Below are 24,417 nucleotides of genomic sequence, written 5' to 3' on the forward strand. Positions count from 1 at the left end.
GGGTAATGACACGCAGGAAATTTTCAAAATGCCGACGAACCATGTACCTAAATTGGAATTCGTGGAAAGGATCGTCCGATTCGTGGATATTCGCGTTGTTTTTGATGGTTTCCCAGTGATAGAGAGCCAAAATCTAGTCTTGAGCAAGATTGACGTCACACATCTTGAAGAAGTTTATGACATTTACCGCAATGACATCGTATTTACCTATTGCGGAATCATCCCCAAACATAATAAAGAGACGGTTAAAACGATGATCGGTCATTTTGACCGGGATTTTCAAAAAAGGTCACGCATCAAATGGGGCATTTTCACCAAGGAAGCCCCCGGCATTCTGGTCGGGATCATGGAAGCATTTGATTTCAATCAAAAAGTGGATATGGTGACAATCGGTTACTTTTTGGCTGAGTCGCATTGGGGAAAAGGCATTGCGACGGAAGCTGTACAAGCATGCATCGGATTTTTGTTTGACCAAGCCAAGGTCAATCGGATACAGGCGGAAGTCATGCCCCCCAACGAACAGTCAAAAAAGGTCTTGCTCAAAAACGGCTTTTTGAAGGAAGGCACTTTGCGCCAAGCCGCAATTTGGTCTGGAAAAGGAATTGTCGATCTGGAGATTTACGGCATGCTCAAGCAAGATTACCGATAGCGGTACGTTTCCAATAAGAAAAACTTCATTCAGAAGTCCTTTCAAGAAGCAGATCCTTCGATTTGGGGAAGTTTTTACCGACGCCTATGCTGGAAGTGACGCTGAGGTACTCCGTCTTCCGCTCCAGAATTTATAAGCGCATTCACTTATAAATTCTTATACGATCAGAAAAGGAGCAGCTTGCCCTGGGCAACTGCTCCTTGTTTTTCTTGCTATGATCGACCCGACGCTAGCTTGTTTTCCGTTTCTTCACCGGCCGTTCGTTCTCCCGAGCATCCTGCGCAATCTCCCCGAATCCAACAAACATTTTCCGCTTCTCGCTCCACAGGCGGTAGCGCAATGCTTTTAAGCTGGAGAGGATCGTCACGCTGGGAACATCTTGAAACAGCGCGCTTTGTGCGTGAACAGACGGTAAATAGTAGTTGGGTACACGCGGGCTCAAGTGGTGGATATGGTGAAAGCCGATGTTGCCGGTAATCCAGTGCAGCACCTTGGGCAGCTTGTAAAACGAGCTTCCTTGCAGCGCCGCTTTGACATAATCCCATTCTTCTTCGTTTTCAAAATACGTCCCTTCAAACTGATGCTGAACGTAAAACAGCCAAATGCCTGCCGCACCGGAAATCAGGAAGATCGGCCCCTGCACCAGCAAAAACTGCTGCCAGCCAATCAGCATGCTGATCCCTCCCGCCGCTGCGACGATTCCGAGGTTGGTCAAGTACGTATTGAACCGCTCCTTGCGCGAAACGCGTCTGCGGTTGAAACGGTAATCGATCAGAAAAATGTAGATCGGCCCGATTACAAACAAGACGAACGGATTGCGGTAAATACGGTAGTACATGCGCTTCCATAGTGGCAGCGCGACATATTCGTCGACCGTCAGCGTCCAGACATCGCCGACGCCTCTTTTGTTCAAATTGCTGCTCGTTGCATGGTGGACCGAATGCGTATGCTTCCATTGCTCATACGGGCAGCACGTCATGACGCCGGTGAAATAGCCCACGATCGCATTCGCCCGCCTGTTTTTGAAAAAAGACTGGTGACAGCAATCGTGGAAAATAATGAAGATACGGACGAGAAATCCTCCGGCTGGGATCGCCAGCGCAAGTGTAAGCCAATAGGAGACAGACAAGCAGAGATAAGCTCCGTACCATAACAGAAAAAACGGCACGAGCGTATTAAACATCTGCCAGACACTGTGCCTCAAGTTTGATTTTTCGTAAGGAGCGACATTTTTTCGCCAATTCGCTGGTTGGTGGGGCATGCTGATGATGATCTTCCTCTCTTTGATTACTTTTTTCCGTACGTGACACATGGATTCCGAATCAAAGTAGAAGGACCTTCCGATTCATGCCCATATTGTGCTAATTTTTGATTGAACGGCACATAAGACGATGCGCATATTCACTCGTGCGCTCCCACGAGTCTATCACGTTCCGCTGCCGTCTAGAAAGATGTTTTTCGCATTTTTGTCGCAAAATGAAGAAATTTTGGCGAATTATTGATTTTTTCCTGTTCAGGATGCCGTAGTCCAAAAGAAAAGAGGAGATGCGCAAAATCCATCTCCTCTTTTTCTATCTCACTCATCTTACCGCTTACAGCCGCTCGGCTAAATCCTCTACAAACGCCACGATCAGGTTCACAGCGTTTTCCAAGTCGTCCAGATGCACTACGCCGGTAGCGGAGTGTATGTAGCGGGACGGCAGCGAAACGCAACCGGAAACAGCGCCACGGCCTGCAAGCGAAATCGACCAGGCATCGGTGCCGCCATTTAAGACGACTTCACGCTGATACGGTATGCTGTTCTTTTCCGCGACCTGGATCAGACGGCGGGTCAATTTTTTCGGAACGTTGTTGCCGTGCCCGTTGCTTGGCGTCCAGTCGTACATCTTGATCGCAGGTCCACCGCCGAGTACGATCGGCGCCACTTTTTCATCCATGCTTGGCGTGCCCCCAGCAAAAATCACGTCGATCGCCAGCCCCACATCCGGCTGGATGTCAAACGCAGCGGTCGAAGCACCACGCAGCCCAACTTCTTCCTGAACGGATGCGACACCGTAGACGGTCGGAACTAGCTGTTTACCTTGCAGCCGCTTCATTACCTCGATCAGCACCGCGCAGCTTGAGCGGTTGTCGACCGCCTTGCCGGAATAAACCTTCGTCCCGTTGAGGAACTGGCCTTCACGGTCAAACGTGATGTAGTCGCCGACCTGTACGCCTAGCGCCAGCGTCTCTTCGCGGCTTTTCGTCCCGAGGTCGAGGTGCAGCTCCTCGAGCGGAATCGCCTGCTTCGCTTCCTCCGCCGTCACGATGTGGGCAGGCTTGCCGCCTGTGATCCCTTGCACCAGGCCGGTTTCCGTCTGGATCACCAGCACCTGGTTCATCACCATCCGGCTGTCATGATAGCCGACCGGAAAGAAGTACACGAATCCGCGCTCATCGATATGGCGGACGATGAAGCCGATCTCGTCCATATGTGCGGACAGCATGATCTTAAGGTCGGGATTGCTGCCTTTTTTCACATAAATCTGGTTGCCGAGCGGATCGGCATAATGTTCGTCCACCACCGGGGCGATGTATTCGTTCATGTACTGGGCGACACGCTCTTCGTCTCCGGAAACCCCGTGGATCGCGTCCAGTTCGACAAGGTGTTGTTTCAATGTACTCATGTGCTTTCCTCCCCTTCTTCCTGTATCAAAATAACGAAGCGTCCAATTGGTTCAAAATGCGTTTCGGCACGACGAAGCGTGCAGTCATCAAAGGGTCAACCACTTGGCAGATTTGGGTCTGGCCGACCGCGCTCATCAGCATGGTCAGCTCAGCCAGCGGCAAACCTGTTGTCGGCAAAAGCCGATCGACCATCTGCTCCACCGCGATCTTCACCGCTTCGTCCAGCGTCGGAGCTGACACGATGGAGACGACCGAATCTGCATTTTCCAAAAACGGATGGGCGATCGCGAGCCCTTTGATCACTTCCACTGTGACCGTCACTTTGCCGGGGATCTCGATGCCGGACACGCCGACCTCGCCATCCCCCATCGCAGCGTGCAAATCGCCCAGTCCGAACAGCGCGCCTTCAACCCCGACTGGGAAGTACAGCGTCGCGCCCTCCGTGATCATCGTGTTGTCCATATTGCCGCCGTGCGCCCCCGGTGTTCCGCAGGATACCTCGCCTTCCGCCGGGGCGACGCCAATGACACCGATCATCGGATTGAGCGGGATTTTGATCTGATTGAAATGGGCATGACCATCTTCGATCGGAATTAGCTTCACCTCGAACTTCTCGATGCGGTGTCCCATCACGCCAAGCCCCGGGCCTGTGGCCATTACGCCTCGGTCCGCTAGCTCGATTCGCTCGATATGCACCTTCAAGACATCGCCCGGCATTGCGCCTTCGACGAAAATCGGTCCTGTCGCCGGATTGATCCGGTTCCAGTCGATTGAGTCAATCGCCGTCGCTTCCGATTGGATCTGGTTCGTAAAGCAGTCATACGTTTCGATCGTCAGTCGCGTACCCGATGCGATCCGCAAAACCGGATCATGCTTGCCGCTAAACGCATAGATGGAATCTTTGCACAAGACTTGGCTCATCACAATCATCCTCTCCGCTATTGGTCATATAAATGACAGGCAACGAAATGGCCTGGCGTTACTTCCTTCAACACAGGGGATTCTTCGGTGCAGCGTGAGAAGCATTTTTGGCAGCGCGAGGCAAAGCGGCAGCCAGCAGGAGGGTCGATCGGGCTCGGGATGTCACCTTCAAGCAAAATCTCGGTCTTTTTCCGCTTCGGGTCCGCAACCGGTATCGCCGCCATCAGCGCTTGTGTGTACGGATGGCGCGTATCGTTGAACAGCTGCTCCACGTCGCCCATCTCGACGATTTGGCCCAAATACATCACACCGACGCGATCGCTGATGTGCTCGACCACGCTCAAGTCATGCGCCACAAACAGCATCGTCAGCCCCAGCTCATCGCGCAGCTTCGCCATCAGATTGAGGATTTGCGCCTGAACCGACACATCGAGCGCCGATACTGGCTCATCGGCGAAAATGAAGCTCGGCTCCACGGACAGCGCACGTGCGATCCCGATTCGCTGAAGCTGCCCGCCGCTGAACTCGTGCGGGTGGCGGTCCATCGCATCCGCTGGCAGCCCGACCAGCTCTAAGAGCTCGGCGATGCGCTCAGTAGCCTTTTGACCGGTGGCGATGCCATGCACAGCCAGCACCTCTTCCAGCGTCTGGCGAATCGTCATGCGCGGATTGAGCGAGGAGTACGGATTTTGAAACACCATCTGCATCTCACGGCGCAGCTCTTGCAGCTCTTTGGGCGAAAATTCCGTAACTTCGCGGCCCGCAAACTGCACGCTGCCGCTCGTCGGATCATTCACGCGCAAAATGCAGCGGCCTGTGGTCGACTTTCCGCAACCGCTCTCGCCGACCAGCCCGAAAATCTCCCCTTTGTTAATCGTAAACGAAACATCGTCCACCGCTTTCAGCAGCTGCTGATGTTTGCCGAAGAAATTGGTTTTGCCTGCGGGGAAATACTTTTTCAGATTCTCAACCTTTAGCAGCGCTTGCATAGCTGTTCCCCCTCTCTTTCACAAGCTCATCGGCATGGTGGCACGATACATAATGGCTCGGACGCAGCTCGGTCAATGTCGGCTTTTCGCGGTCACACAGCTCCGTGCGATACTTGCAGCGCTTCGCGAACGCGCAGCCCTGGATTTTCTCCGCCAGATTGGGCGGTTGCCCTTCAATCGGCTTGAGGCTGCCTTTTCGTTCGCCAAGCTTGGGGATCGATTCGATCAGACCCCATGTGTACGGATGGAGCGGTTCTTCGAAAATGCTTGCTACATCCGTGCTCTCCACGATTTCACCGGCATACATGACCGACACTTTGTCGCATACTTCCGCCACCACGCCCAAATCGTGCGTGATCAAGAGGATCGCCATGTTGTATTGATCCTGCAGCTGCTTCATCAAGCGCAAAATCTGTGCCTGGATCGTCACGTCCAGCGCCGTTGTCGGCTCATCGGCGATCAGCAGCTTGGGCTTGCAGGCGAGCGAGATCGCGATCATCAGCCGTTGCAGCATCCCGCCGCTGAACTCGTGCGGGTATTGGTCATACCGTTTTTCTGCGGATGGGATCGACATGTCTTTCATGATTTTGATTGTCTCTTCTTTTGCCTGCTGCTTTGAGTATTTCTTGTGATAGCGCAGCACCTCGGCGATTTGCTCCCCCACCTTGATCAGCGGGTTGAGCGAGGTCATCGGGTCCTGAAAAATCATCGAAATGATGTTTCCGCGGATTGCCCGCATCTCTTTCTCGGATTTTTTGATCAAGTCATCGCCCTCAAGCAAAATTTCGCCCGAGCTGATGCGGCCGCCCTGGTTTTCGATGATGCGCAAAATCGAGCGGGCCGTCACGCTTTTGCCGCTGCCGCTCTCGCCGACGATGCCCATCGTTTCGCCCGGCTCCAACGAAAAATTGACCTGGCGCACAGCGTGAGCGATGCCGCGTTCCGTTTTGAATTGCGTCGACAGATTTTTCACTTCCAGCAGTTTACTCAAGCCGAAATCCCCCTTTCTCGCGTTTCATAAAGATGCTTAGCAGTCCCATTATGCTAAACGAGACGGCAAAGTCGATGATGATGCCTAGAGCCAAGCTTGCATGAATCGTATAGTAAATCCCCGTGCCAAGTCCGATCGCTGCCGTCACAAGCGCGCTGATTCCGTTCAGCTCTCTGCCCCACAGGACAGCCGGTGTGACCGCTGCCCAAATCAGGGCAAAAACGAGCATCGTATCAAGAATCGTCAAGTGCGGAAAAAGCAGTGCAACGAACGCCGACACCAAGATGATCAGCGCCCGCGTCAGCAAATCGGTCGCCTGCGCCGCTTCCGTTCCTTCTGAAAGGTAACGTGCCATCGTCACCAGCAAGATCAAGATCAGCGTGACCGTAAACAGCACGATGCCCAGCTGTCCGCCAAAGTGGCTGACGATTAGGATGCTCACCTCGTCGGCGAATACCGGCCAAACCGCTTCTGCCTTCGCTACGAATGATAGCGTGCCGATGGACAGCGGCAGAAACGCCCAAATGAGCGGCGCCAGGCTGAAGCTGAGCCCCCGGCGCGTTTCCTTGATCTGGCGGTAGATCGTGCGGATCTGGGGATTGACTAGGCTGTGCGAGGTGAACCGGATCATGAGCGCCGCTGTGAGCACCCAGCTCATCGTGTTATCGAGCCGCAACATGTCCGTCGCCAAAAATTTGACCCCGGAATAAACGGTCGGGACGCTCACCTTCAGATAGACCAGCGTCGGCAAAAGCACGGTGGAAGCCATCGACAGGATCACGATGACGAACGAAGTCCGGTTCGGTTTATTAAAGCGAATCAGCAAGATCAGCCAGAAAAAGACCGTCACGATCCCGATGGATAACAAAGTATTGACCTCGTAGACCAGATGCAAAATCATTTTGCCCGCCATCAATGCGACGAGCGTACCTTCCAGCCGATACAGGATCGAGAGCAGCTGCGGCGGCTGAACTCGCCGCTTTTTCTCCTTGTCGATCCACAGATAGACGAACAGAAAACTGACGATCCCCGCTGCGCTGTAGCCAACCATGCCGACGATCCCGTACTGATACGACACTTGTGAGGAGGCGAGAAAGGCGTACAGCCCGATCCACTGGCCGAGCAAAGCGACGACCCCTTTGCCGAGACCGAGTGATTCCTCCTCCCATTTGGAACGGTTCCGTTCGGTTACATAGATGACCAGCAGGCAAGCAACGAGCGAAAGCAGCGTGAGCCATTGGATGTTGTCAAGACTCATAGCCGCCTACACACCTTGTGCCAGACGGTATTCACGCGGCGACTGGCCTTCCAGCTTGCGAAACGTGACGGCAAAATAGTTGGGGCTGCTGAACCCGACGCGGTGGGAGATGACCTCGACAGACAGCATTGGATTGTCCAGCAATTCCTTCGCCTTTTCGATGCGCGTCTTCGTCAGAACATCGACGAATGTCAGTCCCAGCTTCTTTTTGAAGACACGGCTGAGATGGGATGGGCTCAAATGAACCTCGACCGCCAAATCATGCAGTGTCACCGCATTGGCGTAGTTGCTTTCGATATAGTCGAGACATTGCTGCATCAGCGCTTCTTCCTTGTTTTGCGCCGCATTGACCGCGGCATAGAACGATTTGCGCAGCGCTGTCAACGAATCCACCCGCTCTCCGATGCCATAGGACAGGTTGAGCTTTGGCGTGGACCGCTTCCCTTGGAGCTTCAAGCGGGAAAAGACCTCCCGGATTTTATCGAGCTCCCCGTCGCTTTTCACCTCGACCAAATACACCCAATACCCTTCCACTGTCTGCGGGGCGATGATGCCGCCGGTGATTACCTCGGATACAGCCGCAGCGCAATCGGAGAAATCAAGCGGGTTCCCCAGACTGTCCTCTACCTTCGCCACGACGACCAGATTAGGTTCGAAGGCAATATCCGCTTTCCAAGTCGCCTCCAGCACATCATCGCTCAACGCTTCCAAACCCAGCCACTTTTCTATCACCGCCTGCAGCAGCAACGGCTTCACATTTCGTTTCGCTTCCAGTTCCTTGCACATTTTCTGATACATTTTAATCAGTTCTTCCGGGACAACCGGCTTCAAAATATATCCCGATACGCCGAGCTCCATCGCAGCCTTGGCATAATGAAACTCCCCGTACGCGGAGACGAGCGCCACTTTCATATCGGGCCATCGCTCTCTGATCCGTTCCAGGGTTTCGATGCCGTTTAGGCCAGGCATGGAAATATCCAGACAGACGATGTCCGCCATTTCCTGCGCGAGCAAGTCCAGCGCTTCCATGCCGTTTTCCGCAAATCGAATTTGCATAGCTTTGTCATGCCCAAGCAAGATACTTTGCAAATTCAACAACTCCAATGGTTCGTCGTCTACAAGCAACACTTTCATGCCTCCACCTCCCTGTAGCAGATTTTGATTTGGCTGAGCGTTCCGCTTTGCAATCGCCTGATCGTAAGGCCGCTGTCATGACCGAATTGATGAATCAGACGGGAATGCACATTGCGAATGCCGATGCGCTGCATTTCTTCCGATTCCTGCCGCGTTTCCTTCCACGCCTCGAAACGTTCAATCACCTGTTCGCTCACGCCCTGCCCGTTGTCTGTCACTTCGATCAGAAGCGTATGTTGTGAGTAGCCAACCCATACCTTGATCTCGCCCCCCGCAACGGAAGGCTCGATCCCATGAACGCAGGCGTTTTCCACCAGCGGTTGGATGGTCAGAAGCGGAATCAGCATGGTCAGCGCTTCCTCGGATGTATGGAAGCTCCACTGCAGCCGCTTGCCGAACCGCAGCTTCTGGATCGTCAAGTAATGTTTGACGTACTCCAGCTCCTCTTGCAGCGTGACCAGCGGCTCGCCCTCCTTCAGGTGATAGCGCATCAGCGACGCGATCGCAAAGGTCGCCTGCTCCGCTTCTTTCTTCATATCCAGGCGAATGAGCGTAGAAATCACGTTCAATGTATTGAATAAAAAATGCGGCCTGATCTGGGACGACAGATGCAAAAACTTCGACTCGTTTAACAGTACTTCCAATTCGGCGCGCTTTTTTTCCACTTCCAAATAATCAATCTCTTTTTCCGTGATCAAAATAACGACGACCGCCGTCAGTCCAATAACCCCGCCGACGATACCGAGCACAATGAAAAATGTGAACAAATTTAACGATAGCAGCATGATTCCTCCACAAGGTTAAGCACTTTGCTCCATTATAGAAGGAAAATAAGGGAAACGGCTATTTCTTCCGCTGCTTCGGATCGAGATAATCTTGCAAACAGTCGCCAAACACGTTGAACGAAATGACCGTGACCATGATGGCGAAGCCGGAGGCAAGCGCTGCGTTCGCCGAAATCAGCATGTACTCGCGTCCCTCGGAGAGCATGTAGCCCCAGTCAGCCGTTGGTGGCTGCACGCCGAGACCGAGGAAGCTGAGCGCGGCCAGATCAAGAATCGCGTAGGCTAGGTCCATCGTCGAGTTGACCAAAATCGCCGAGTAGCAGTTCGGCAAAATATGGCGGAAAATGATGCGCGTATGGGAGAGCCCCAATGTCCGTGCGGCCTCGACATACGATTGAGATTTTTCCACCAGCGTGACCGAGCGGACGATCCGCGAGATCATCGGCACGTAGACGATCCCGAGCGAGATGATCGCATTTTCAAAGCCACGCCCGAACGTCGCCACGATGATGAAGGCGAGTAGAAGTGACGGAAATGCCAGCAGGACATCCCAGATGCGGTTGATGGTGCTGTCGATCCGCCCGCCGAAATAGCCGGATATCAGCCCAAGTGGCACGCCGATCAGCACGGAGATCAACACTACGAAAACGCCGCCCAACAAGGTGGTCTGTGCCCCGTACAGGACACGGCTGAACAAATCGCGCCCCTGTTTGTCAGTCCCGAACCAATGATCGCCCGAGGCCGACTGCATCGATTTGGCCAAATCTTGCGCATCCGGATCGTACGGTGCGAGAAACGGCGCGAACAGAGCGATGAAAATGATGATGAGAATCATGATTCCTGATGCCACCGCCATCTTGTTGCGGAAAAACGGCGAGGCCAAGAGACTTTTTTTCTTTCTCACAGCGGGGGCGATACTGCCCGGCGCGGTTTGTGTAGGAGCGCTCATCCTCTTTCTCCTCTCATATACTATTGATAGCGAATCCGCGGATCGATAACGGCATACAGGACATCAACGAGCAGGTTCAGCACCAGGAAAACGATGACCATGAACAAGGTCGTTCCTTGTACAACCGGATAATCGCTGGTCTGCACGCCATTGATGATCAAGCTGCCTAGGCCGCCGAGACCGAATGTGTACTCCACAAGCACTGTCCCGACCATCAAAAAGCCTACCTGCAAGCCAGTCACCGTCAAAAGCGGGATCAGGGCGTTGCGCAAGCCGTGCTTCAAAATGATGATGTGGCGCGGCAAACCTTTGGCGATCGCCGTTTGCATATAGTTGGTGTTCAGCACGTCGATCATCCCAGTGCGTGTGATCCGCGAGCTGAGCGCGATCATGTTGACTGCAAGCGCGAACGATGGCAGCAGCAAGTGCACCAAGTTATCCGCGAATCCGGTTCCCGCACCGAATGCAGGGAGCCAGTTGAGCTTGAAGGAAAAGAGCAGGACCATCAGCACGCCAGTGAAAAAGACGGGCGATGATACGCCTGCGAGCGCAAAGAGGGATGCCGTGTAATCGACCCATGTCTGCTTTTTAATGGCCGACATGATCCCGAGCGGAATTGCCAAAATCAGCGTCATGATGGTACTCATCACGACCAGCTGGAGCGTCAGCGGCAGTCGTTCCTTAATCATGCCTGTCACGGATTGCTTCATTTTGAAGCTCTCGCCCAAATTCCCGCCTAGCGCATCTTTGAGCCAATAGCCGTACTGCGTCCAAATCGGCTCGTTCAAATGGTACTTAACTCGGATATTTTCCAGCACCTCTGGTGTCGTCTGGTGACCGCCCACCATGATCAGTACCGGATCACCAGGTGCCATCCTGGAGATGCCGAAAATCAGCACCGACACAAAAAACATGATCGGGATAAGCAGGAGCAATCGCCTTACCACATAATTGAACACGTCAGTGCACACCACCTTCATCGTCGTATTGTGCTGCTACAGGCTCCGCCGCGATAGGCCTTGCCTTCATGCTTACTGGAAAGGGCAGGGACGTCCCCTGCCCTTGTGCATTGTCTATTACTGCGTCAGCTTGACATCCTTCATGAAGCCTTCCCAGAAGTAAAGCGGGTCGATGTCGTACCCTTCTACATTTTTGCTCATCGCCAGGAAGTTTTTCTGATGGCTGACCACGATCCATGGCGCATCGTTGGCGATCAGCTTTTCGGCCTGGATCATCAGCTCGGTCCGCTTCGCCGGATCGGTCAGGCGGTTTTGCTCATCGAGCAGCTTGTCAACTTCCGGATTTTTGTAGTTGGCGAAGTTTGAGCCTCCGTCAGCCGTGTTGGCGGAAAGGAACAGCGGCACCATGTTTCCTGCTGGGTCCGGGAAGTCGGAGCTCCAGTTTTGCACGACGATGTCGTAGTCGCGCGCGCCGCCCCATGCCCGTGTATTCAGCTCTTCGCCAGTTACTTTCTCAATCTCCAGGTTGATGCCGAGCGGTTTTACCGCGGCTTGCAGCGCCAGGGCGGTGTTCATCCGAAAGCTGTCGCTGTCCGTCAAGATTTTGCCATTGAAGCCTGTCGGCACGCTCGATTCGGACAAAAGCTGCTTCGCCTTGTCCGTATCGAAGGCGTAGTCCGGAATTTCGCTGTACGCTTTTTCCCACTTGTCTTTCTCAAACGTCCACAACGCCGGCGGGATCGGCACGGTTTTACCCGCAATCCCCGCGTCCTTGATCAGCTCGGTGACGATTTTTTGCCGGTCCAGTGCATGGCTGATCGCCTGGCGCACCTTCACATCGTTAAACGGCTTGCGCTGTGTATTGAACGCGATGAAATCGCTCAGGAAGCTGTCGGAACGACTGATTTTCACATTGTCCATCTTCGCGACCACTTCCTGCAGATCGAGCGGCAAGTTCAACGCCATGTTGATCTGGCCCGTTTTCAAGCCAGTGATCCGGGTCATGCCCTCTGGAATGACTTTGTAGACGATTTTGTCCAAATAAGGGCCGCCTTCTTTGTTCCAGTAATTCGGATTCTTTTCAAGCACCAATTCGGAGCCTGTCTGCCAGCTGACGTACTTGAATGGGCCAGTTCCCATCGTGCCGCCGTCCGGCTTGCCGAAATTGGCTTTGTGCGCTTCATAATACGCTTTGCTAATCACGTGCCCCGCGGAAGTTGCCATCGCGTACTGCCAGTTGGCATCCGGCTCTTTCAAGGTCACTTTGACCGTCCAATCGCCGGCCTTTTCGATCTTGTCCACATTCGAGAACATCCAGCCGACATAGGAAGCTGTTTTCGGATCGCGCGTCCGCTCCAGTGAGAAAATCACGTCATCCACCGTCATCGGCGTGCCGTCGGAGAACGTCACTCCTTGGCGGATCGTGTACACATACGTTTTCGGATCGGGATTATCGACCTTCTCTGCCAGATTCGGCACTACGCTCTTGCCTTTTTCGAAGCGCATCAGCGGCTCTGTGATCTGGTTCACGACAGGCCCTGTGGAAAAGTCATAGGAAAACGCTGGGTCGAGCGAAACGACCTCATGCTCCAGTGCAAACGTGACGGTGCCGCCCGCCTGCGCCTTTGCCTCGCCCCCTGCATTGGACTCCGAACCTTTTGCACTCTCTCCCCCGCTTTGAGTGGAAGGAGAGCCCGAACAGCCTGCTGCCAGGACGGAAAGCGAAACGCCGATTGTAAGCAACGCCTTTGTAAGCCTTTTCTTTTTCATTTGTTATACCCCCAGTTAGCAATGAAGCTCTTGATGTCCAAATTATAAATAATATTCAAACAAATTAGCGTTGGAATTCTATCATCTTATCTTTAAAATATGATCTTTTTTTATATATGAGAGAATATTGAAGATTAATCATCCCACTTGCGAAACAGTGGTGCCGCATCCAGATTCGATGCATATGGCATCGCCGGCTTGAACAAACGCAGATGCTTGAGCAAGTGATCTTTGTACATCGTTCCATGCTCGCGGCTGCGGCGAACAAGGCCGAGATCGAGCGGAACCGTGACAAAGCTGTCTTCCTTCCCAGCTTCCCACAAAAAATGAGCCTCGGGATCGACGATGGCGGAATGCCCGTAGTTCGTGGAGCTGTCATAGATGCCGCACGCATTGACGGACAGGTAGTACGCCTGGTTTTCTACCGCGCGCGCAGCAATGACATGTCGATACATGCGGTATAGTGGCTCTGGATCCATCGCCGGCCTGATGATCACCTCGGCCCCCATGAGCGCCAGATTGCGCGAGATTTCGGGAAAACTCAAATCGTAGCAGTTGGACACGCCGATGACCGTATTTTTTTCCGGAATCGGGAAAACCACATACTCGTGACCGGGCGTCGAGGTTTCCTCTGGGTACCACGGGCAAATCTTGCGGTACACGGCGATGATCTCTCCCTGCGGATTGATGACCGGAATCGAATTGTACCATTCGCCTTGCCCCAGCTTCTCATCCGTTTCGGACATGCTTCCCGGCACGAGGTAAATACCATGCTTTTTGGCGATCGCACAGAGGCGTTCGGTCGTCGGGCCAGGGATGGGTTCCATCACGTTGTAGCCGATGCCCCCTTCCACCCCGATCACCAGCTCCGGCTTGTGGAAGCTTTTCATCAAGGCATTGACGTAATGCTCGAACCGTTCGATGTTGGTCGCGGTATCCTTTGATACCGCCATTTGGACCACGCCTACATGCAAAATGTCTTTCATTCCTACACGCTCCTTCTCCCTAGCGAATGCAATGCGCGCTTGCAACGACCTCATTATACATAATTTTCTGAAAGTAAAGAGCGAGGATATTGGCTTTTCATCTTTAAATTTCATGCATGGAGGATGATTTCGTAAAAAAACCGCCAGCACAAAGGCTGACGGTGAATCGTCCAAACGGTTATTCTCTTTTATGTGCCTGCGCTTACAATTACTGCGCCGTATAACCGCCATCGATTACGATCGCTTGGCCGGTAACACCCTGCGCCTTGTCGCTCGCCAAAAATACGGCATAATTGGCGATCTCCTGCACAGCCAGCAGCCGCTTTTGCGGCACGAGCGGGTAAATGACCTCTTCGAGCACTTTTTCCAGCGGCACATTGCGCGTTTTTGCCAAATCAGCCAGCTGATTGCGCACGAGCGGTGTATCCACATAGCCCGGGCAGATCGCGTTTACAGTAATTCCGTCCGCAGCCCCCTCGAGCGCCGCAACCTTCGTCAGGCCGATGACGCCATGCTTTGCGCTGTTGTAAGCCGCTTTGCCGGCGAAGCCGATCAGCCCGTTGATCGAGGCCATGTTGAGGACGCGGCCAAAGCCATGCTGCTTCATCAGCGGAAAGGCATGCTTGATGCCGATGAACGGCGCGGTCAGCATAATTTTGATCATCTGCTCGAATTTTTCCGTCGGGAACTCCTCGATCGGCGACACATGCTGCAAACCGGCGTTGTTGATCAAAATATCCAGTCTGCCAAACGCCTGTGCTGCCATGTCGATGCTTGCCTTAAACTGTGCTTCGTTGGTCACGTCGCATGGGACGCCAAGCACTTCATGTCCCGCATTTTGCAGCGCTGCTGCCGCTTTCTCCAATGATTCGCGGTTCAGGTCGGTCAGCACCACCTTTGCCCCTTCCTCAGCGAAGGTGCGGGCGATCTCCAAGCCGATTCCGCTTGCGGCTCCTGTAACCAAAGCCACTTTGTTGTATAGACTCTTCTCCACTTCTATCCCTCCGTTTGTTGCTTCTAATGTATGTCTACCGTTGTTCCTTCACCGTTATGCGAAAATCGAAGCGGCGAAAGCGAGAATGAAGACGGTGAGCGTTTTGATGACGGTCACGGCGAAAATGTCTTTATACGCCTGGCGGTGCGTCAGGCCGGTAATCGCGAGCAGCGTAATGACGGCACCGTTATGCGGCAGCGTATCCATACCGCCGGATGCCATAGAAGCGATCCGGTGCAAAAGCTCGGGCGAAATCCCAGCTGCTTGTGCCAGCTCCAAGTATTGCTTGCCCATGACCTCCAAGGCGATGGACAAACCGCCGGAAGCAGAACCAGTAACCCCGGCAAGCACGTTGACGGCCAACGCTTCCGAGACGAGCGGATGGCTGCTTGCCCCGAGAATCCAGCCTTGAATCAGCTTGAAGCCAGGCAATGTTTTCACAACGTTTCCGAAGCCAACCTCTGAAGCGGTGTTGAAAATGGCGAGCAAAGCGCCCGCTGCTGCAGTCGTCAATCCGGCTGCGAGCTTGTTTTTGACTTGATTGACATTGATCAGGAGCGCAGCGATGACCCCGATCGTCAGCGCGATGATCAACGACCACGAAGACACAACCGTTTTTACTTTATCGATTTTGAACGTATCTTTCAGCATTTGCGGATCATACCAGTTTTCGACGGTCAAAAAGCCTCTGCTGAACAAATAGTTGCAGATCAGGACAAGTACCAACGGAATCAGCGCAATCCAGATATTCGGAAACTTCTGTTCAGCCGAAGCGCTCTCCGGCTCGTTGCGGTGTCCCTCGCCATACCCTTCGCCAAGCGCTGCCGCTTTGCGCCGTGCGCGCTCTAGCCAGTACAGACCAGCCGCCAATACCATGATCGCGCCGATCGTACCAACCACGGGTGCCGCATACGCGTCTGTGCCGAAATAAGCGGTAGGGATAATGTTTTGAATCTGTGGCGTTCCTGGAAGCGCATCCATGGTAAAGGTAAAAGCACCCAAGGCGATCGTACCCGGGATCAGTCGCTTCGGAATGTTCGCTTCACGGAAAATCGCAGCTGCGAACGGATAGACGGCAAACGCGACGACAAACAAGGAAACCCCGCCATAAGTCAAAATCGCACAAGCGAGCACGACTGCTAAAATCGCCCGATTGGAGCCAAGCGCCCGGACGATACTATGGGCGATGGAGGCGGCTGCACCGTTCAGCTCCATCGCTTTGCCGAATACGGCTCCCAGCAGGAAGATCGGGAAGAACGACTTGATGTAATTGGCAGCGTTCGTCATGTAGATTTCCGTATAACTTGGCATGAGTGCGAGGCCGGACAAAACGGCTGCAAGAAGCGTAAAAATAGGGGCAAAAACGATGACCGGATAACCCCGATACGCGAAAAACATCAAAAGACCGAGCGCCACGATAATGGCTAAAACCTCAATAATCATACTTTTCCTCCTCCTTCAGATGTTCGGTGACAATGCATGTGTACCGCACACGCATTCCTACATGAGTCTCTGGTATAAGTAAGCGCTTTCTTAAAATTGCATGGATCGTGCCAACCGAACCTGAAACAGGAAAAGAGCGCCGCTTCACACTTTTGCAAGCACTTCCATCGTCTTCTCTTCCACAATTCCGGAATTTCAGTCCAGAATTCTGGAATAAGAAAGGACCGAAACCCCGCCTGCCGTTTCAGTCCTTGCCGATGTAGTATTTCTCCAGCTTCGCGTACAAACTGGACTTGCTGATGCCAAGCCGCTGGGCGGCGGCGAGCTTGTTGCCTTTTTCCTCCTTGAGCGCTTTGCGGATCGCTTCTTCCTCCGCCTCGTGCAAAATGTGCTGCAGCGTTTTTTGATGGTACGCAGCTGGGCTGGCTCCCGGATTGCGCGTCAAATATGCCCGCAGCTCCTGCTCTGTAATCATGTCGCCCGATTTCACATACATCGCGCGCTCCAGCACATTGCGCAATTCGCGCACATTCCCTGGCCATTCATATGCGAGCAGCATCTCAAATGCAGCAGGCTCGATCCCGCCGACCGGAATCCCCGTCTCGATCTCCAGCTGCGTGACAAGGTGCTCTGCCAAAACAGGAATGTCTTCTTTCCGCTCGCGGAGCGCCGGAATGTGCAGTGCCACGACATTGAGGCGGTAAAACAGGTCTTTGCGGAATGCCCCTTGCTCCACCAGCTCCTCCAAGCTCTTGTTCGATGCGGCGACGATACGCACATCGATCGGCTCGGGCATTTCGGCTCCGACCGGCTCGATTTCCTTCTCTTGCAGCACGCGCAGCAGCTTCACTTGCATAGACATCGGAAGCTCGCTGATTTCATCAAGGAAGATCGTGCCGTTGTTGGCAAGCGAGAATTTGCCTTTTTGTCCGGATTTTTTTGCCCCTGTAAAGGAGCCTTCCTTGTAGCCGAACAGCTCGGACTCGAACAGCGATTCCGGAATCGCGGAACAATTAACCCGGATCAGCGGCCCATTTTTGCGGTGGCTTTCCAGATGGATGGAATGGGCGAACAGCTCTTTTCCCGTGCCGCTCTCCCCGTTAAGCAAAATCGTTGAATCGCTCTTGGCCACTTTTTTGGCGAGCGCCTTCACATCCTCAATGACTTTGCTCGTCCCGATGATGCTGTCAAACGAGTACTTGGCGCTAAGCCGCTTGTTTAATTCCTGCTTGTAAAGCTCCAGCTCCTTTTTCAGCTTCTCGTATTTGGCATTCAGCTCGAACAGCTTGCTGACGTCTTGAAACATAACTTTGCCCACGACCGCAGCAAGCTCGCCATCGGAGAAAATCGGAATGCGGCTGGCAATCATTTGGTGTCCGTTGATTTTTTGTAGCTGGGCAATCTCTGCCTTTTCCGTCTTGGCGACGATATGCATCCGCGTGTTTTCCACAACTTCGGTGACATGCCGTCCGATCATCTGGTCGAGCGTCGTGCCGATGAAGGTGGCGTACGACTGGTTGGCAGAAGTGATGTACCCTTGCGCATCCACAATGATGACTCCTTCATAGGCCTGATCCATCGCTGTCTTGACGATATGCATTTCCTTGGTGACTTCCGCTTCATTGTTCACTGCCGTACGCAGCAACCGATGAACCCAAGACCCTTTGCGGATTCGCATGACTGAACGCTCCCTCGCATTTTTTTCAGAACTTATCCACTTTTTTTAATCGTACAGGAAAACGGGCAAAATCACTAGAGGCATGGGCGGCCCGAGGGGCTATCCCATGCCCCTTTCGGTAGCGCTGTCCAGCTTTTCGGAAAAATTTTTTCACCTTGTACCATTCCATTCCTTTCCAATACGTGCTATGATAACATACGAACAAAAGTTCCTATTCTATTTTTCTGCTAATCAGCAGTTTTACACGTTCAGACGTGCAGGAATTTTTGGAAGAGTTGTATAAAATAATCAGAATGTGGCTACAAAAATAGTGTTATGCGCTGGTTGCTATTTTTTTGCCCGAAACAATCGTTACGCGAAAGAAGGTGCGCGAGTTGTGATTGACCGGTACGCCGAGATTGATGCGGTGGTCGCCTATATTCATGAAAATCTATACGAACCGCTGCCTCTGGGCCGATTGGCAAATTATGTGGCCTACAGCCCCTATCATTTTACCCGAATTTTCAAGGAACGCATCGGTCTTTCACCACTCTACTATGTATCGTCACTCCGCTTGCAAAAAGCGAAAGATTTGCTGCTGAACACCGGCCTGAGCGTCCGGGATATCGGCCTCGAAATCGGCCAGCAAAGCATGGGGACCTTTTCCACTCGCTTTACCGAGCGCGTCGGGATGACGCCGACTGATTTCCGCAATTCAGCGGAGCAGGCAGACCAGCACTTCCGTACGCTAAAGACACTGACCGACTGGCGCATGTCGCATCCTCTGCTCCGTCACGACCTGTTTGGCACTGTGGAAGGGACCATACAAACCGAGCATCCATTCCAGGGGATCATCCTGATTGGCTTGTTTGCCAAACCGATACCGGAAGGCATGCCGATTCACGGCACCCTGCTCTCGTCGCTCGGCCATTTTAGCTTTACAGGTGTTAGGCCAGGCGTCTACTACCTGATGGCTACCTCGGTGTCGTGGGGAATGCAGACAATGGATTTTTTGCTGCCACACTCGACGCTGCGAGCACGTTCGCGGGACCCGATCGTCGTCGAACCGGGCAAGCCTGTGCCTTTTCAGCACGTCACCTTGCACCCGCCGCGATTGGATGATCCGCCGATTCTCATCTCCCTGCCCGTATTGATGGACAATTTTCTCAATCGGGTCAAAAAACATAGCAATTGATAAGAAGCGCGTCACCTTGGTTGCTGCTAGAATTGAGATTGTCAGATTGCATGATTCAACCGCGTCTATCAAGCAGGTGAAAATGGGCATGATAGACACGGATGACTATAAAAACCATTTTAAGGAGCTGATTTGAACATGGCATTGAAATTGACCGCCTATTTGATGATGAACGACGGTAAGGCAAAGGACGCAATCGCCTATTACGAAAAAGTGTTGGAAGGTAAGGTACTTTTCCAACAATCGTTCGGCGAAATGCCGGCAAATCCTGAGTTCCCATTGCCAGAAGCAGCCAAAGACCTGGTCGCGCATGCGATGATGCAAATCGGCGAATCCACACTGATGTTCTCTGACACGTTCCCTGGCCAAAATGTGCCAGAAGGCGGCAACGTAACCATCTGTATCAACATTCCGACCAAAGAGAAAGCTGAGCAAATCTTTGCAGCCCTACAAGATGGCGGTCAAGTGATTATGCCATTGACAGAAACGCATTTCAGCCCTGGCTACGGCATTGTGACGGACAAATTTGGCATACCATTCCAGATTTTCACTGAATCCCAACAAGGATAAGCTTTCCTTGTCGAACGACATGTTAAGTAATCCTTTCTAAAGCAAGCATGCATCCCCTAGGGGATGCATGTTTTAGCTTCGGCACACGTCTAGCTGTAACCTGACATGCGATTCACTTGAATATAACCGCTTCCACCCCCTATACTGAGTGAGGACTTTCTCACGTTCAGGCAAGGAGGACATTATCATGTTGCGCTGGATGTTACTCGTGTTTTTAGGTGCATGCAGTTATGGAATTTTATCCACATTCGTCAAATTGGCCTATGGCGAAGGCTTTGTTGTGCAAGACGTGGTTGGCAGCCAAATGTTTTTGGGAGCGGTCATGCTTTGGGCTCTCGCCTTGTTTGCGCTGCGCCAAAAGCGGCAGTTAAGCGGCAAGACCGGCCTGTATTTGCTGATAGCCGGCGTTCCTGCCGGACTAACCGGTGTTTTGTACTATGTGTCGCTCCAATACATTCCCGCATCGCTTGCCATCGTGCTGCTGTTTCAATTTACTTGGATGGGCGTGCTGATCGATGCGGTACTGGAACGGAAGTGGCCCGGCAAGGAAAAGCTGCTGGCGCTTTTGCTGCTGGTGATCGGGACGCTTCTCGCTGGCGGCGTTTTCGAGCAAGATTTGCACGAGCTGCCGCTGATGGGTCTGCTTTTCGGCTTCCTTTCCGCGATTTCGTACTCGATGACGATTTATTTTAGCGGCAAGGCAGCGCCGCACGTGAACTTTTGGGTACGCAGCGCTGTGATGACCACAGGCTCGATGCTGATTGTCTTTTTGATCTTCCCGCCCGCCTTTTTCGTCAACGGTTCGCTTACACACGGATTGCTTCCGTACAGTCTGCTGCTTTCCATTTTTGGGGCTGTCATCCCTCCGCTGCTATTTAATCTGGGCATTCCGCGCATCGGGGTCGGCTTGGGTACCATTCTCGGCGCAGCAGAGCTGCCAACAGCCGTTATCATGTCCAGCCTGCTCCTTAGCGAGCACGTAAGTCTGCTGCAGTGGATCGGCGTTGTTATTATTCTGCTGGGGGTCGCCATTCCGGAGATGCTGAACCGTTGGCAGAACCAGAGGAAAAACGCAGGATCTTCTTGAATAATGATGCATGAGAGCGTCCTGGCTATTACACAGGACGCTCTTGTTATCCATGAACTATAGACTTCTCTCCAGCAAAGCCCCGACTTGCTTGGCCATCACTTGCGGCGGATACGGCATCCCCTTCCGTATCCACCACTCAATTACCCCTACGTAGGCGTACCCAGCATATTGCAGCATAACATCTTCACTTAAATCATTATTCCTGCCGCTTTCTCTGTCAATTTCACCTTTAAATCCCTCAATAAAAGAAGCAAAGAGTCGAGTCTGGTATGGGAGCAAATTTCAACTAATACTGGATTACGTCGGAAGCTCCGGAGGCTCCTGAGTTTGCGAATGGATTGTTTTTAACATCCGCAAACTTAGGAACAACAATGGGTACTACTGTTTGCGGTTTTTTTATCTCTGGCATTGGCATACAGTACGTTGTATTTGGAGGATTTTTATTTTTGATAGCAAGTTCTGTATCCCTATTTCTAAGGAATTCCACTAATCGTTCTATAAAACAATTCTCGTGAAGCTTTGCCCGCATAAACAGACTCGTTTACGGCCTTAGCTGCAGGTGTTCCTTCACGCTTACACTGTCAGCACAAACTGACATCACGATAAAATATCGCACAGCCGCAGCTCCCTAATGCGGAAGGCTCTTGCTGGCCAGCTCATGCATGTAAGTCGAGACTTACAGTGGCATGAGCTTTTTTATTGTAGATTCGCATGTTGCAAGGCTGGCACGGTAGTTGCTATTTTAAGTGGGCATACACCACTATCTAAGCCGTTCGATACAGGAGGAGACAAAGCATGAGTCGTAAAAAACGTGGACGCGAGTTAGGACTGCCGTTTCCCGGCACACCGGGTGCCTTCAACACCATCACCGATATTCCGGGCGTGGAGGTTGGCTTCACGACCTTGATCGAAGGAGACGGACCGGTAGAAATTGGCAAAGGTCCAGTGCGCACCGGCGTGACGGCGATCCTGCCTCGTGGAAAGGAGGAGCGCCTGCGGCCGGTCTGGGCGGGATTTTACAGCTTGAATGGCAATGGCGAAATGACGGGAACGCATTGGATCAACGATGCCGGTTATTTTGCCAGCCCGATTTGCATCACCAATACACATGGCGTCGGAATCGCGCATCATGCGACGACCAAATGGATGATCCGGCATTACCACGAGCAGTTCGCCAACCAGCATCTGTGGGCAATGCCGGTCATTGCCGAGACGTATGACGGCTCCCTGAATGACATCAATGGCCTGCACGTCAAAGAAGAGCACGTCATCGCCGCGATTGAGTCCGCATCGTCGGGACCGGTTGCGGAAGGCAACGTAGGCGGCGGCACCGGCATGATCTGCTACGAATTCAAGGGCGGCACCGGCACCTCTTCACGACAGGTCGAAATCGACGGCAACACCTACACCATCGGCGCATTGGTGCAAGCCAATCACGGCATCCGCGAATGGCTGACTGTTCTCGGCGTACCGGTTGGCAAGCATTTGACCGAAGGAGCGCACATGAAGCAGGATCGCGGCTCCATCATCGTGATCATCGGCACCGATATCCCCATGCTGCCACACCAGCTGAAACGGGTGGCCAAACGTGCAGCGATCGGGATCGGCCGCAGCGGGACGCCCGGCGGCAACAATTCTGGCGACATCTTCTTGGCCTTCTCCACAGCCAATCCGATGGAACTGCCGCAAAACGCTCCGGCCCGGCTAGCGATGGACTATGTGAATGACGAGGTGTTTGACCCCATCTATGAAGCCGCCTGCCAAGCCGTCGATGAATCGATCATCAATGCGATGCTTGCGGCAGAATCGATGACCTGCATCAAGCCGCATGGAACGACAATGGAAGCGATCGACCACGACCAGCTTCTGGCTGTCATGCGTCAGTACAATCGCATGTAGTACCCGGAACGGACGACCGGCCTTGTAATCGACGACGGGGCCGGATTTCCTTCCGCAAAAAAGAAAGGGCTTTCATTTTTTGACTAGGGGGGATTTCTATGCAAACTCATTTCAAACGAACGTTGACTTTGCTCCCGCTGATCATACTTGGACTAGCATATATGGCGCCGATGGCGGTCTTCTCTCCATACGGGATCGTCGCGCAAATGACGAACGGGATGGTAGCCGGGGCGTACGTGACGGCACTGATCATGATCCTTTTTACGGCATATAGCTACGGTAAAATGGTCAAAGCCTTTCCGTCATCAGGTTCCGCCTACACGTACACGACGCGTGCGATCAACCCTCATCTCGGCTTTCTCGTTGGCTGGTCCGTTCTGATGGATTACCTGTTTCTGCCGATGCTTAACAACATGGCCGCCGGTATCTTCCTTTCCGCTGCCTTTCCGGAAATCCCGATCTGGGCGTGGGTGCTGCTGTTTACTGTCATCGTTACGATCATCAACATTTTCGGCATCCAGGTGAATGTGAAACTCAATGGCCTTTTGCTCATCTTCCAAACACTTGTCACGCTGCTGTTCCTCATATTCGCCATTCGCGGCATCCATAACGGGATGGGCATGGCTACCCTATTTTCCACGCTCCCGTTCTACAATCCTGACGCTTCCTTTTCTGCCTTGTTCGCAGGCGCCTCAGTCGTCTGCCTGTCATTCCTCGGCTTCGACGCCGTCACGACACTATCCGAAGAAACCCTCGAGCCGACCAAAAATGTCCCGAAAGCCATCTTTTTCATTGCACTGATCGGCGGCGTCCTGTTTATCGCCGTCGCCTACTTTGCCCAGCTTGTCTACCCGGAGTACAAGTCCTTTACTGTCGCCGATTCCGCTTCCTTTGAAATCGTGCAAGCGATCGGTGGAACGCTGCTGTCCGCCATTTTTACAGCCGGCATCATCACCTCTACCTTTGCTGCTTCGCTTTCGTCACATGCCACTGCCGCCCGCCTGCTGTACGCGATGGGTCGAGAAGGGGTGCTGATGCGCAGCCTGTTCGGCTATCTGCACCCCCGCTGGAAAACTCCTGTTTTCAACGTGTTAGTCATCGGGGTGTTCTGTCTGCTCGCGCTCTTCCTGGAATTCGCTACAGCTGCATCTTTCATCAACTTCGGGGCATTGGTTGCCTTTACGTTCGTCAATCTGTCTGTCATTGCCCATTACTATGTTTCTGGCAGAGAGCGCGGGGCGCGCGGGGCGTTTTTGTTTGTGCTTCTGCCGATCGTGGGCGCTTGCTTCAACATCTGGATCTGGGCCAGTCTCGATCGGCATGCGATGCTTTTGGGCTGCTCCTGGATTGCGATCGGGCTCATCTACCTGGCGATCCTGACCCGTTTCTTTCGGCAAAAGCCCCCGCAGCTTTACCTGGAAGAGGTGGAACGGCAATCCGGCGCGTTTTCCGAGTGATGCGGCTAAGGCAGTCAGGCTCCGCACAGCCTGCGTACCTGTGATACAATGAAT

21 protein-coding genes and 2 pseudogenes are annotated in these 24,417 nt (G+C 53.0%); 7 read left to right on the forward strand and 16 right to left on the reverse strand.

Features of this window, described 5'->3' with window-relative positions; genetic code table 11:
* The first annotated feature begins 82 nt into the window (after positions 1-82).
* Positions 83-649, forward strand: coding sequence for a GNAT family N-acetyltransferase (locus tag EDM56_RS12120; protein ID WP_122918295.1), 567 nt, complete (start codon positions 83-85; stop codon positions 647-649).
* A gap of 229 nt (positions 650-878) precedes the next feature.
* On the opposite strand, the gene desA is transcribed toward EDM56_RS12120, so the two are convergent.
* The 15 genes from desA to EDM56_RS12195 all read right to left on the reverse strand — a co-directional run bounded on the left by desA (position 879) and on the right by EDM56_RS12195 (position 18,173).
* Positions 879-1,910, reverse strand: a complete 1,032-nt coding sequence (gene desA, locus EDM56_RS12125; RefSeq protein ID WP_122918151.1) for a Delta(5) desaturase DesA — start codon at positions 1,908-1,910, stop codon at positions 879-881.
* A 331-nt stretch (positions 1,911-2,241) separates the two neighbouring features.
* Positions 2,242-3,315, reverse strand: a complete 1,074-nt coding sequence (locus EDM56_RS12130) for a M42 family metallopeptidase (RefSeq protein WP_122918152.1) — start codon at positions 3,313-3,315, stop codon at positions 2,242-2,244.
* 25 nt (positions 3,316-3,340) lie between these two features.
* Positions 3,341-4,237 (reverse strand): acetamidase/formamidase family protein, encoded by an 897-nt coding sequence (locus tag EDM56_RS12135; protein ID WP_122918153.1) that lies wholly within the window; start codon positions 4,235-4,237, stop codon positions 3,341-3,343.
* Between the two features lie 17 nt (positions 4,238-4,254).
* Positions 4,255-5,226 carry an ABC transporter ATP-binding protein gene (locus EDM56_RS12140; protein WP_122918154.1) on the reverse strand — a complete coding sequence of 324 codons (972 nt, stop codon included), beginning with the start codon at positions 5,224-5,226 and terminating at the stop codon, positions 4,255-4,257.
* Positions 5,204-6,217 carry an ABC transporter ATP-binding protein gene (locus tag EDM56_RS12145; protein ID WP_122918155.1) on the reverse strand — a complete coding sequence of 338 codons (1,014 nt, stop codon included), beginning with the start codon at positions 6,215-6,217 and terminating at the stop codon, positions 5,204-5,206. Before EDM56_RS12145 ends, EDM56_RS12140 begins: the two co-directional genes overlap by 23 nt.
* Positions 6,210-7,475: a hypothetical protein gene (locus EDM56_RS12150; protein WP_122918156.1), complete on the reverse strand. Its 1,266-nt coding sequence runs from the start codon at positions 7,473-7,475 to the stop codon at positions 6,210-6,212. Before EDM56_RS12150 ends, EDM56_RS12145 begins: the two co-directional genes overlap by 8 nt.
* A 6-nt stretch (positions 7,476-7,481) precedes the next feature.
* Positions 7,482-8,609, reverse strand: coding sequence for a response regulator transcription factor (locus EDM56_RS12155; protein ID WP_122918157.1), 1,128 nt, complete (start codon positions 8,607-8,609; stop codon positions 7,482-7,484).
* Entirely contained in the window at positions 8,606-9,394 is a 789-nt protein-coding gene (locus EDM56_RS12160) for a sensor histidine kinase (RefSeq protein ID WP_122918158.1), read from the reverse strand. The genes EDM56_RS12155 and EDM56_RS12160 overlap by 4 nt, the downstream gene beginning before the upstream one ends.
* A 58-nt stretch (positions 9,395-9,452) precedes the next feature.
* Positions 9,453-10,343: an ABC transporter permease gene (locus tag EDM56_RS12165; RefSeq protein ID WP_122918159.1), complete on the reverse strand. Its 891-nt coding sequence runs from the start codon at positions 10,341-10,343 to the stop codon at positions 9,453-9,455.
* A gap of 20 nt (positions 10,344-10,363) precedes the next feature.
* The gene (locus EDM56_RS12170) at positions 10,364-11,302 is read right to left on the reverse strand and encodes an ABC transporter permease (RefSeq protein ID WP_122918160.1); all 939 of its coding nucleotides are present in this window, start codon (positions 11,300-11,302) and stop codon (positions 10,364-10,366) included.
* Positions 11,303-11,419: 117 nt separating this feature from the next.
* Positions 11,420-13,072, reverse strand: a complete 1,653-nt coding sequence (locus EDM56_RS12175; RefSeq protein ID WP_122918161.1) for an ABC transporter substrate-binding protein — start codon at positions 13,070-13,072, stop codon at positions 11,420-11,422.
* Positions 13,073-13,206: 134 nt separating this feature from the next.
* Positions 13,207-14,058, reverse strand: coding sequence for a carbon-nitrogen hydrolase family protein (locus EDM56_RS12180; RefSeq protein ID WP_183192401.1), 852 nt, complete (start codon positions 14,056-14,058; stop codon positions 13,207-13,209).
* 208 nt (positions 14,059-14,266) lie between these two features.
* Positions 14,267-15,052, reverse strand: coding sequence for a 3-hydroxybutyrate dehydrogenase (locus EDM56_RS12185; RefSeq protein WP_122918163.1), 786 nt, complete (start codon positions 15,050-15,052; stop codon positions 14,267-14,269).
* A gap of 54 nt (positions 15,053-15,106) precedes the next feature.
* Positions 15,107-16,495, reverse strand: a complete 1,389-nt coding sequence (locus EDM56_RS12190) for a GntP family permease (protein WP_122918164.1) — start codon at positions 16,493-16,495, stop codon at positions 15,107-15,109.
* 244 nt (positions 16,496-16,739) lie between these two features.
* Positions 16,740-18,173: a sigma-54 interaction domain-containing protein gene (locus tag EDM56_RS12195; RefSeq protein WP_183192402.1), complete on the reverse strand. Its 1,434-nt coding sequence runs from the start codon at positions 18,171-18,173 to the stop codon at positions 16,740-16,742.
* A gap of 376 nt (positions 18,174-18,549) precedes the next feature.
* Here EDM56_RS12195 and EDM56_RS12200 point away from each other — a divergent pair, with 376 nt between their 5' ends.
* The 3 genes from EDM56_RS12200 (at position 18,550) to EDM56_RS12210 (ending at position 21,004) form a co-directional block, all read left to right on the forward strand.
* Positions 18,550-19,347 (forward strand): helix-turn-helix domain-containing protein, encoded by a 798-nt coding sequence (locus EDM56_RS12200; protein WP_122918165.1) that lies wholly within the window; start codon positions 18,550-18,552, stop codon positions 19,345-19,347.
* 138 nt (positions 19,348-19,485) lie between these two features.
* Positions 19,486-19,917, forward strand: coding sequence for a VOC family protein (locus tag EDM56_RS12205; protein ID WP_122918166.1), 432 nt, complete (start codon positions 19,486-19,488; stop codon positions 19,915-19,917).
* 187 nt (positions 19,918-20,104) lie between these two features.
* Entirely contained in the window at positions 20,105-21,004 is a 900-nt protein-coding gene (locus tag EDM56_RS12210) for an EamA family transporter (protein WP_342772383.1), read from the forward strand.
* 57 nt (positions 21,005-21,061) lie between these two features.
* On the opposite strand, the pseudogene EDM56_RS12215 reads toward EDM56_RS12210, so the two are convergent.
* Positions 21,062-21,277 (reverse strand): annotated as a pseudogene (locus tag EDM56_RS12215) (TetR-like C-terminal domain-containing protein); the annotation flags it as partial.
* Here EDM56_RS12215 and EDM56_RS31845 point away from each other — a divergent pair.
* From EDM56_RS31845 to EDM56_RS12230, 3 genes and pseudogenes are all read left to right on the forward strand, one after another.
* A pseudogene (locus EDM56_RS31845) lies at positions 21,271-21,522 on the forward strand (MFS transporter); the annotation flags it as partial. The pseudogenes EDM56_RS12215 and EDM56_RS31845 overlap by 7 nt on opposite strands.
* A gap of 280 nt (positions 21,523-21,802) precedes the next feature.
* The gene (locus tag EDM56_RS12225) at positions 21,803-22,906 is read left to right on the forward strand and encodes a DmpA family aminopeptidase (RefSeq protein WP_122918167.1); all 1,104 of its coding nucleotides are present in this window, start codon (positions 21,803-21,805) and stop codon (positions 22,904-22,906) included.
* A 98-nt stretch (positions 22,907-23,004) separates the two neighbouring features.
* A complete protein-coding gene (locus EDM56_RS12230; RefSeq protein ID WP_122918168.1) occupies positions 23,005-24,363 on the forward strand; it encodes an APC family permease in 1,359 nt (452 codons plus the stop codon).
* Positions 24,364-24,417 lie beyond the last annotated feature (54 nt).

The organism is Brevibacillus fluminis, assembly GCF_003710825.1.
In the GTDB taxonomy this organism is placed as follows: Bacteria; Bacillota; Bacilli; order Brevibacillales; family Brevibacillaceae; genus Brevibacillus_D; species Brevibacillus_D fluminis.

Excerpts from the sequence above, each read along its gene's own strand:
- desA (WP_122918151.1), bottom strand. The coding sequence starts at position 1,910 with ATGCCCCACCAACCAGCGAATTGGCGAAAAAATGTCGCTCCTTACGAA.
- EDM56_RS12130 (WP_122918152.1), bottom strand. The coding sequence starts at position 3,315 with ATGAGTACATTGAAACAACACCTTGTCGAACTGGACGCGATCCACGGG.
- EDM56_RS12135 (WP_122918153.1), bottom strand. The coding sequence starts at position 4,237 with ATGAGCCAAGTCTTGTGCAAAGATTCCATCTATGCGTTTAGCGGCAAG.
- EDM56_RS12140 (WP_122918154.1), bottom strand. The coding sequence starts at position 5,226 with ATGCAAGCGCTGCTAAAGGTTGAGAATCTGAAAAAGTATTTCCCCGCA.
- EDM56_RS12150 (WP_122918156.1), bottom strand. The coding sequence starts at position 7,475 with ATGAGTCTTGACAACATCCAATGGCTCACGCTGCTTTCGCTCGTTGCT.
- EDM56_RS12155 (WP_122918157.1), bottom strand. The coding sequence starts at position 8,609 with ATGAAAGTGTTGCTTGTAGACGACGAACCATTGGAGTTGTTGAATTTG.
- EDM56_RS12160 (WP_122918158.1), bottom strand. The coding sequence starts at position 9,394 with ATGCTGCTATCGTTAAATTTGTTCACATTTTTCATTGTGCTCGGTATC.
- EDM56_RS12165 (WP_122918159.1), bottom strand. The coding sequence starts at position 10,343 with ATGAGCGCTCCTACACAAACCGCGCCGGGCAGTATCGCCCCCGCTGTG.
- EDM56_RS12175 (WP_122918161.1), bottom strand. The coding sequence starts at position 13,072 with ATGAAAAAGAAAAGGCTTACAAAGGCGTTGCTTACAATCGGCGTTTCG.
- EDM56_RS12180 (WP_183192401.1), bottom strand. The coding sequence starts at position 14,058 with ATGAAAGACATTTTGCATGTAGGCGTGGTCCAAATGGCGGTATCAAAG.
- EDM56_RS12190 (WP_122918164.1), bottom strand. The coding sequence starts at position 16,495 with ATGATTATTGAGGTTTTAGCCATTATCGTGGCGCTCGGTCTTTTGATG.
- EDM56_RS12195 (WP_183192402.1), bottom strand. The coding sequence starts at position 18,173 with ATGCGAATCCGCAAAGGGTCTTGGGTTCATCGGTTGCTGCGTACGGCA.
- EDM56_RS12205 (WP_122918166.1), top strand. The coding sequence starts at position 19,486 with ATGGCATTGAAATTGACCGCCTATTTGATGATGAACGACGGTAAGGCA.
- EDM56_RS12210 (WP_342772383.1), top strand. The coding sequence starts at position 20,105 with ATGTTGCGCTGGATGTTACTCGTGTTTTTAGGTGCATGCAGTTATGGA.
- EDM56_RS12225 (WP_122918167.1), top strand. The coding sequence starts at position 21,803 with ATGAGTCGTAAAAAACGTGGACGCGAGTTAGGACTGCCGTTTCCCGGC.
- EDM56_RS12230 (WP_122918168.1), top strand. The coding sequence starts at position 23,005 with ATGCAAACTCATTTCAAACGAACGTTGACTTTGCTCCCGCTGATCATA.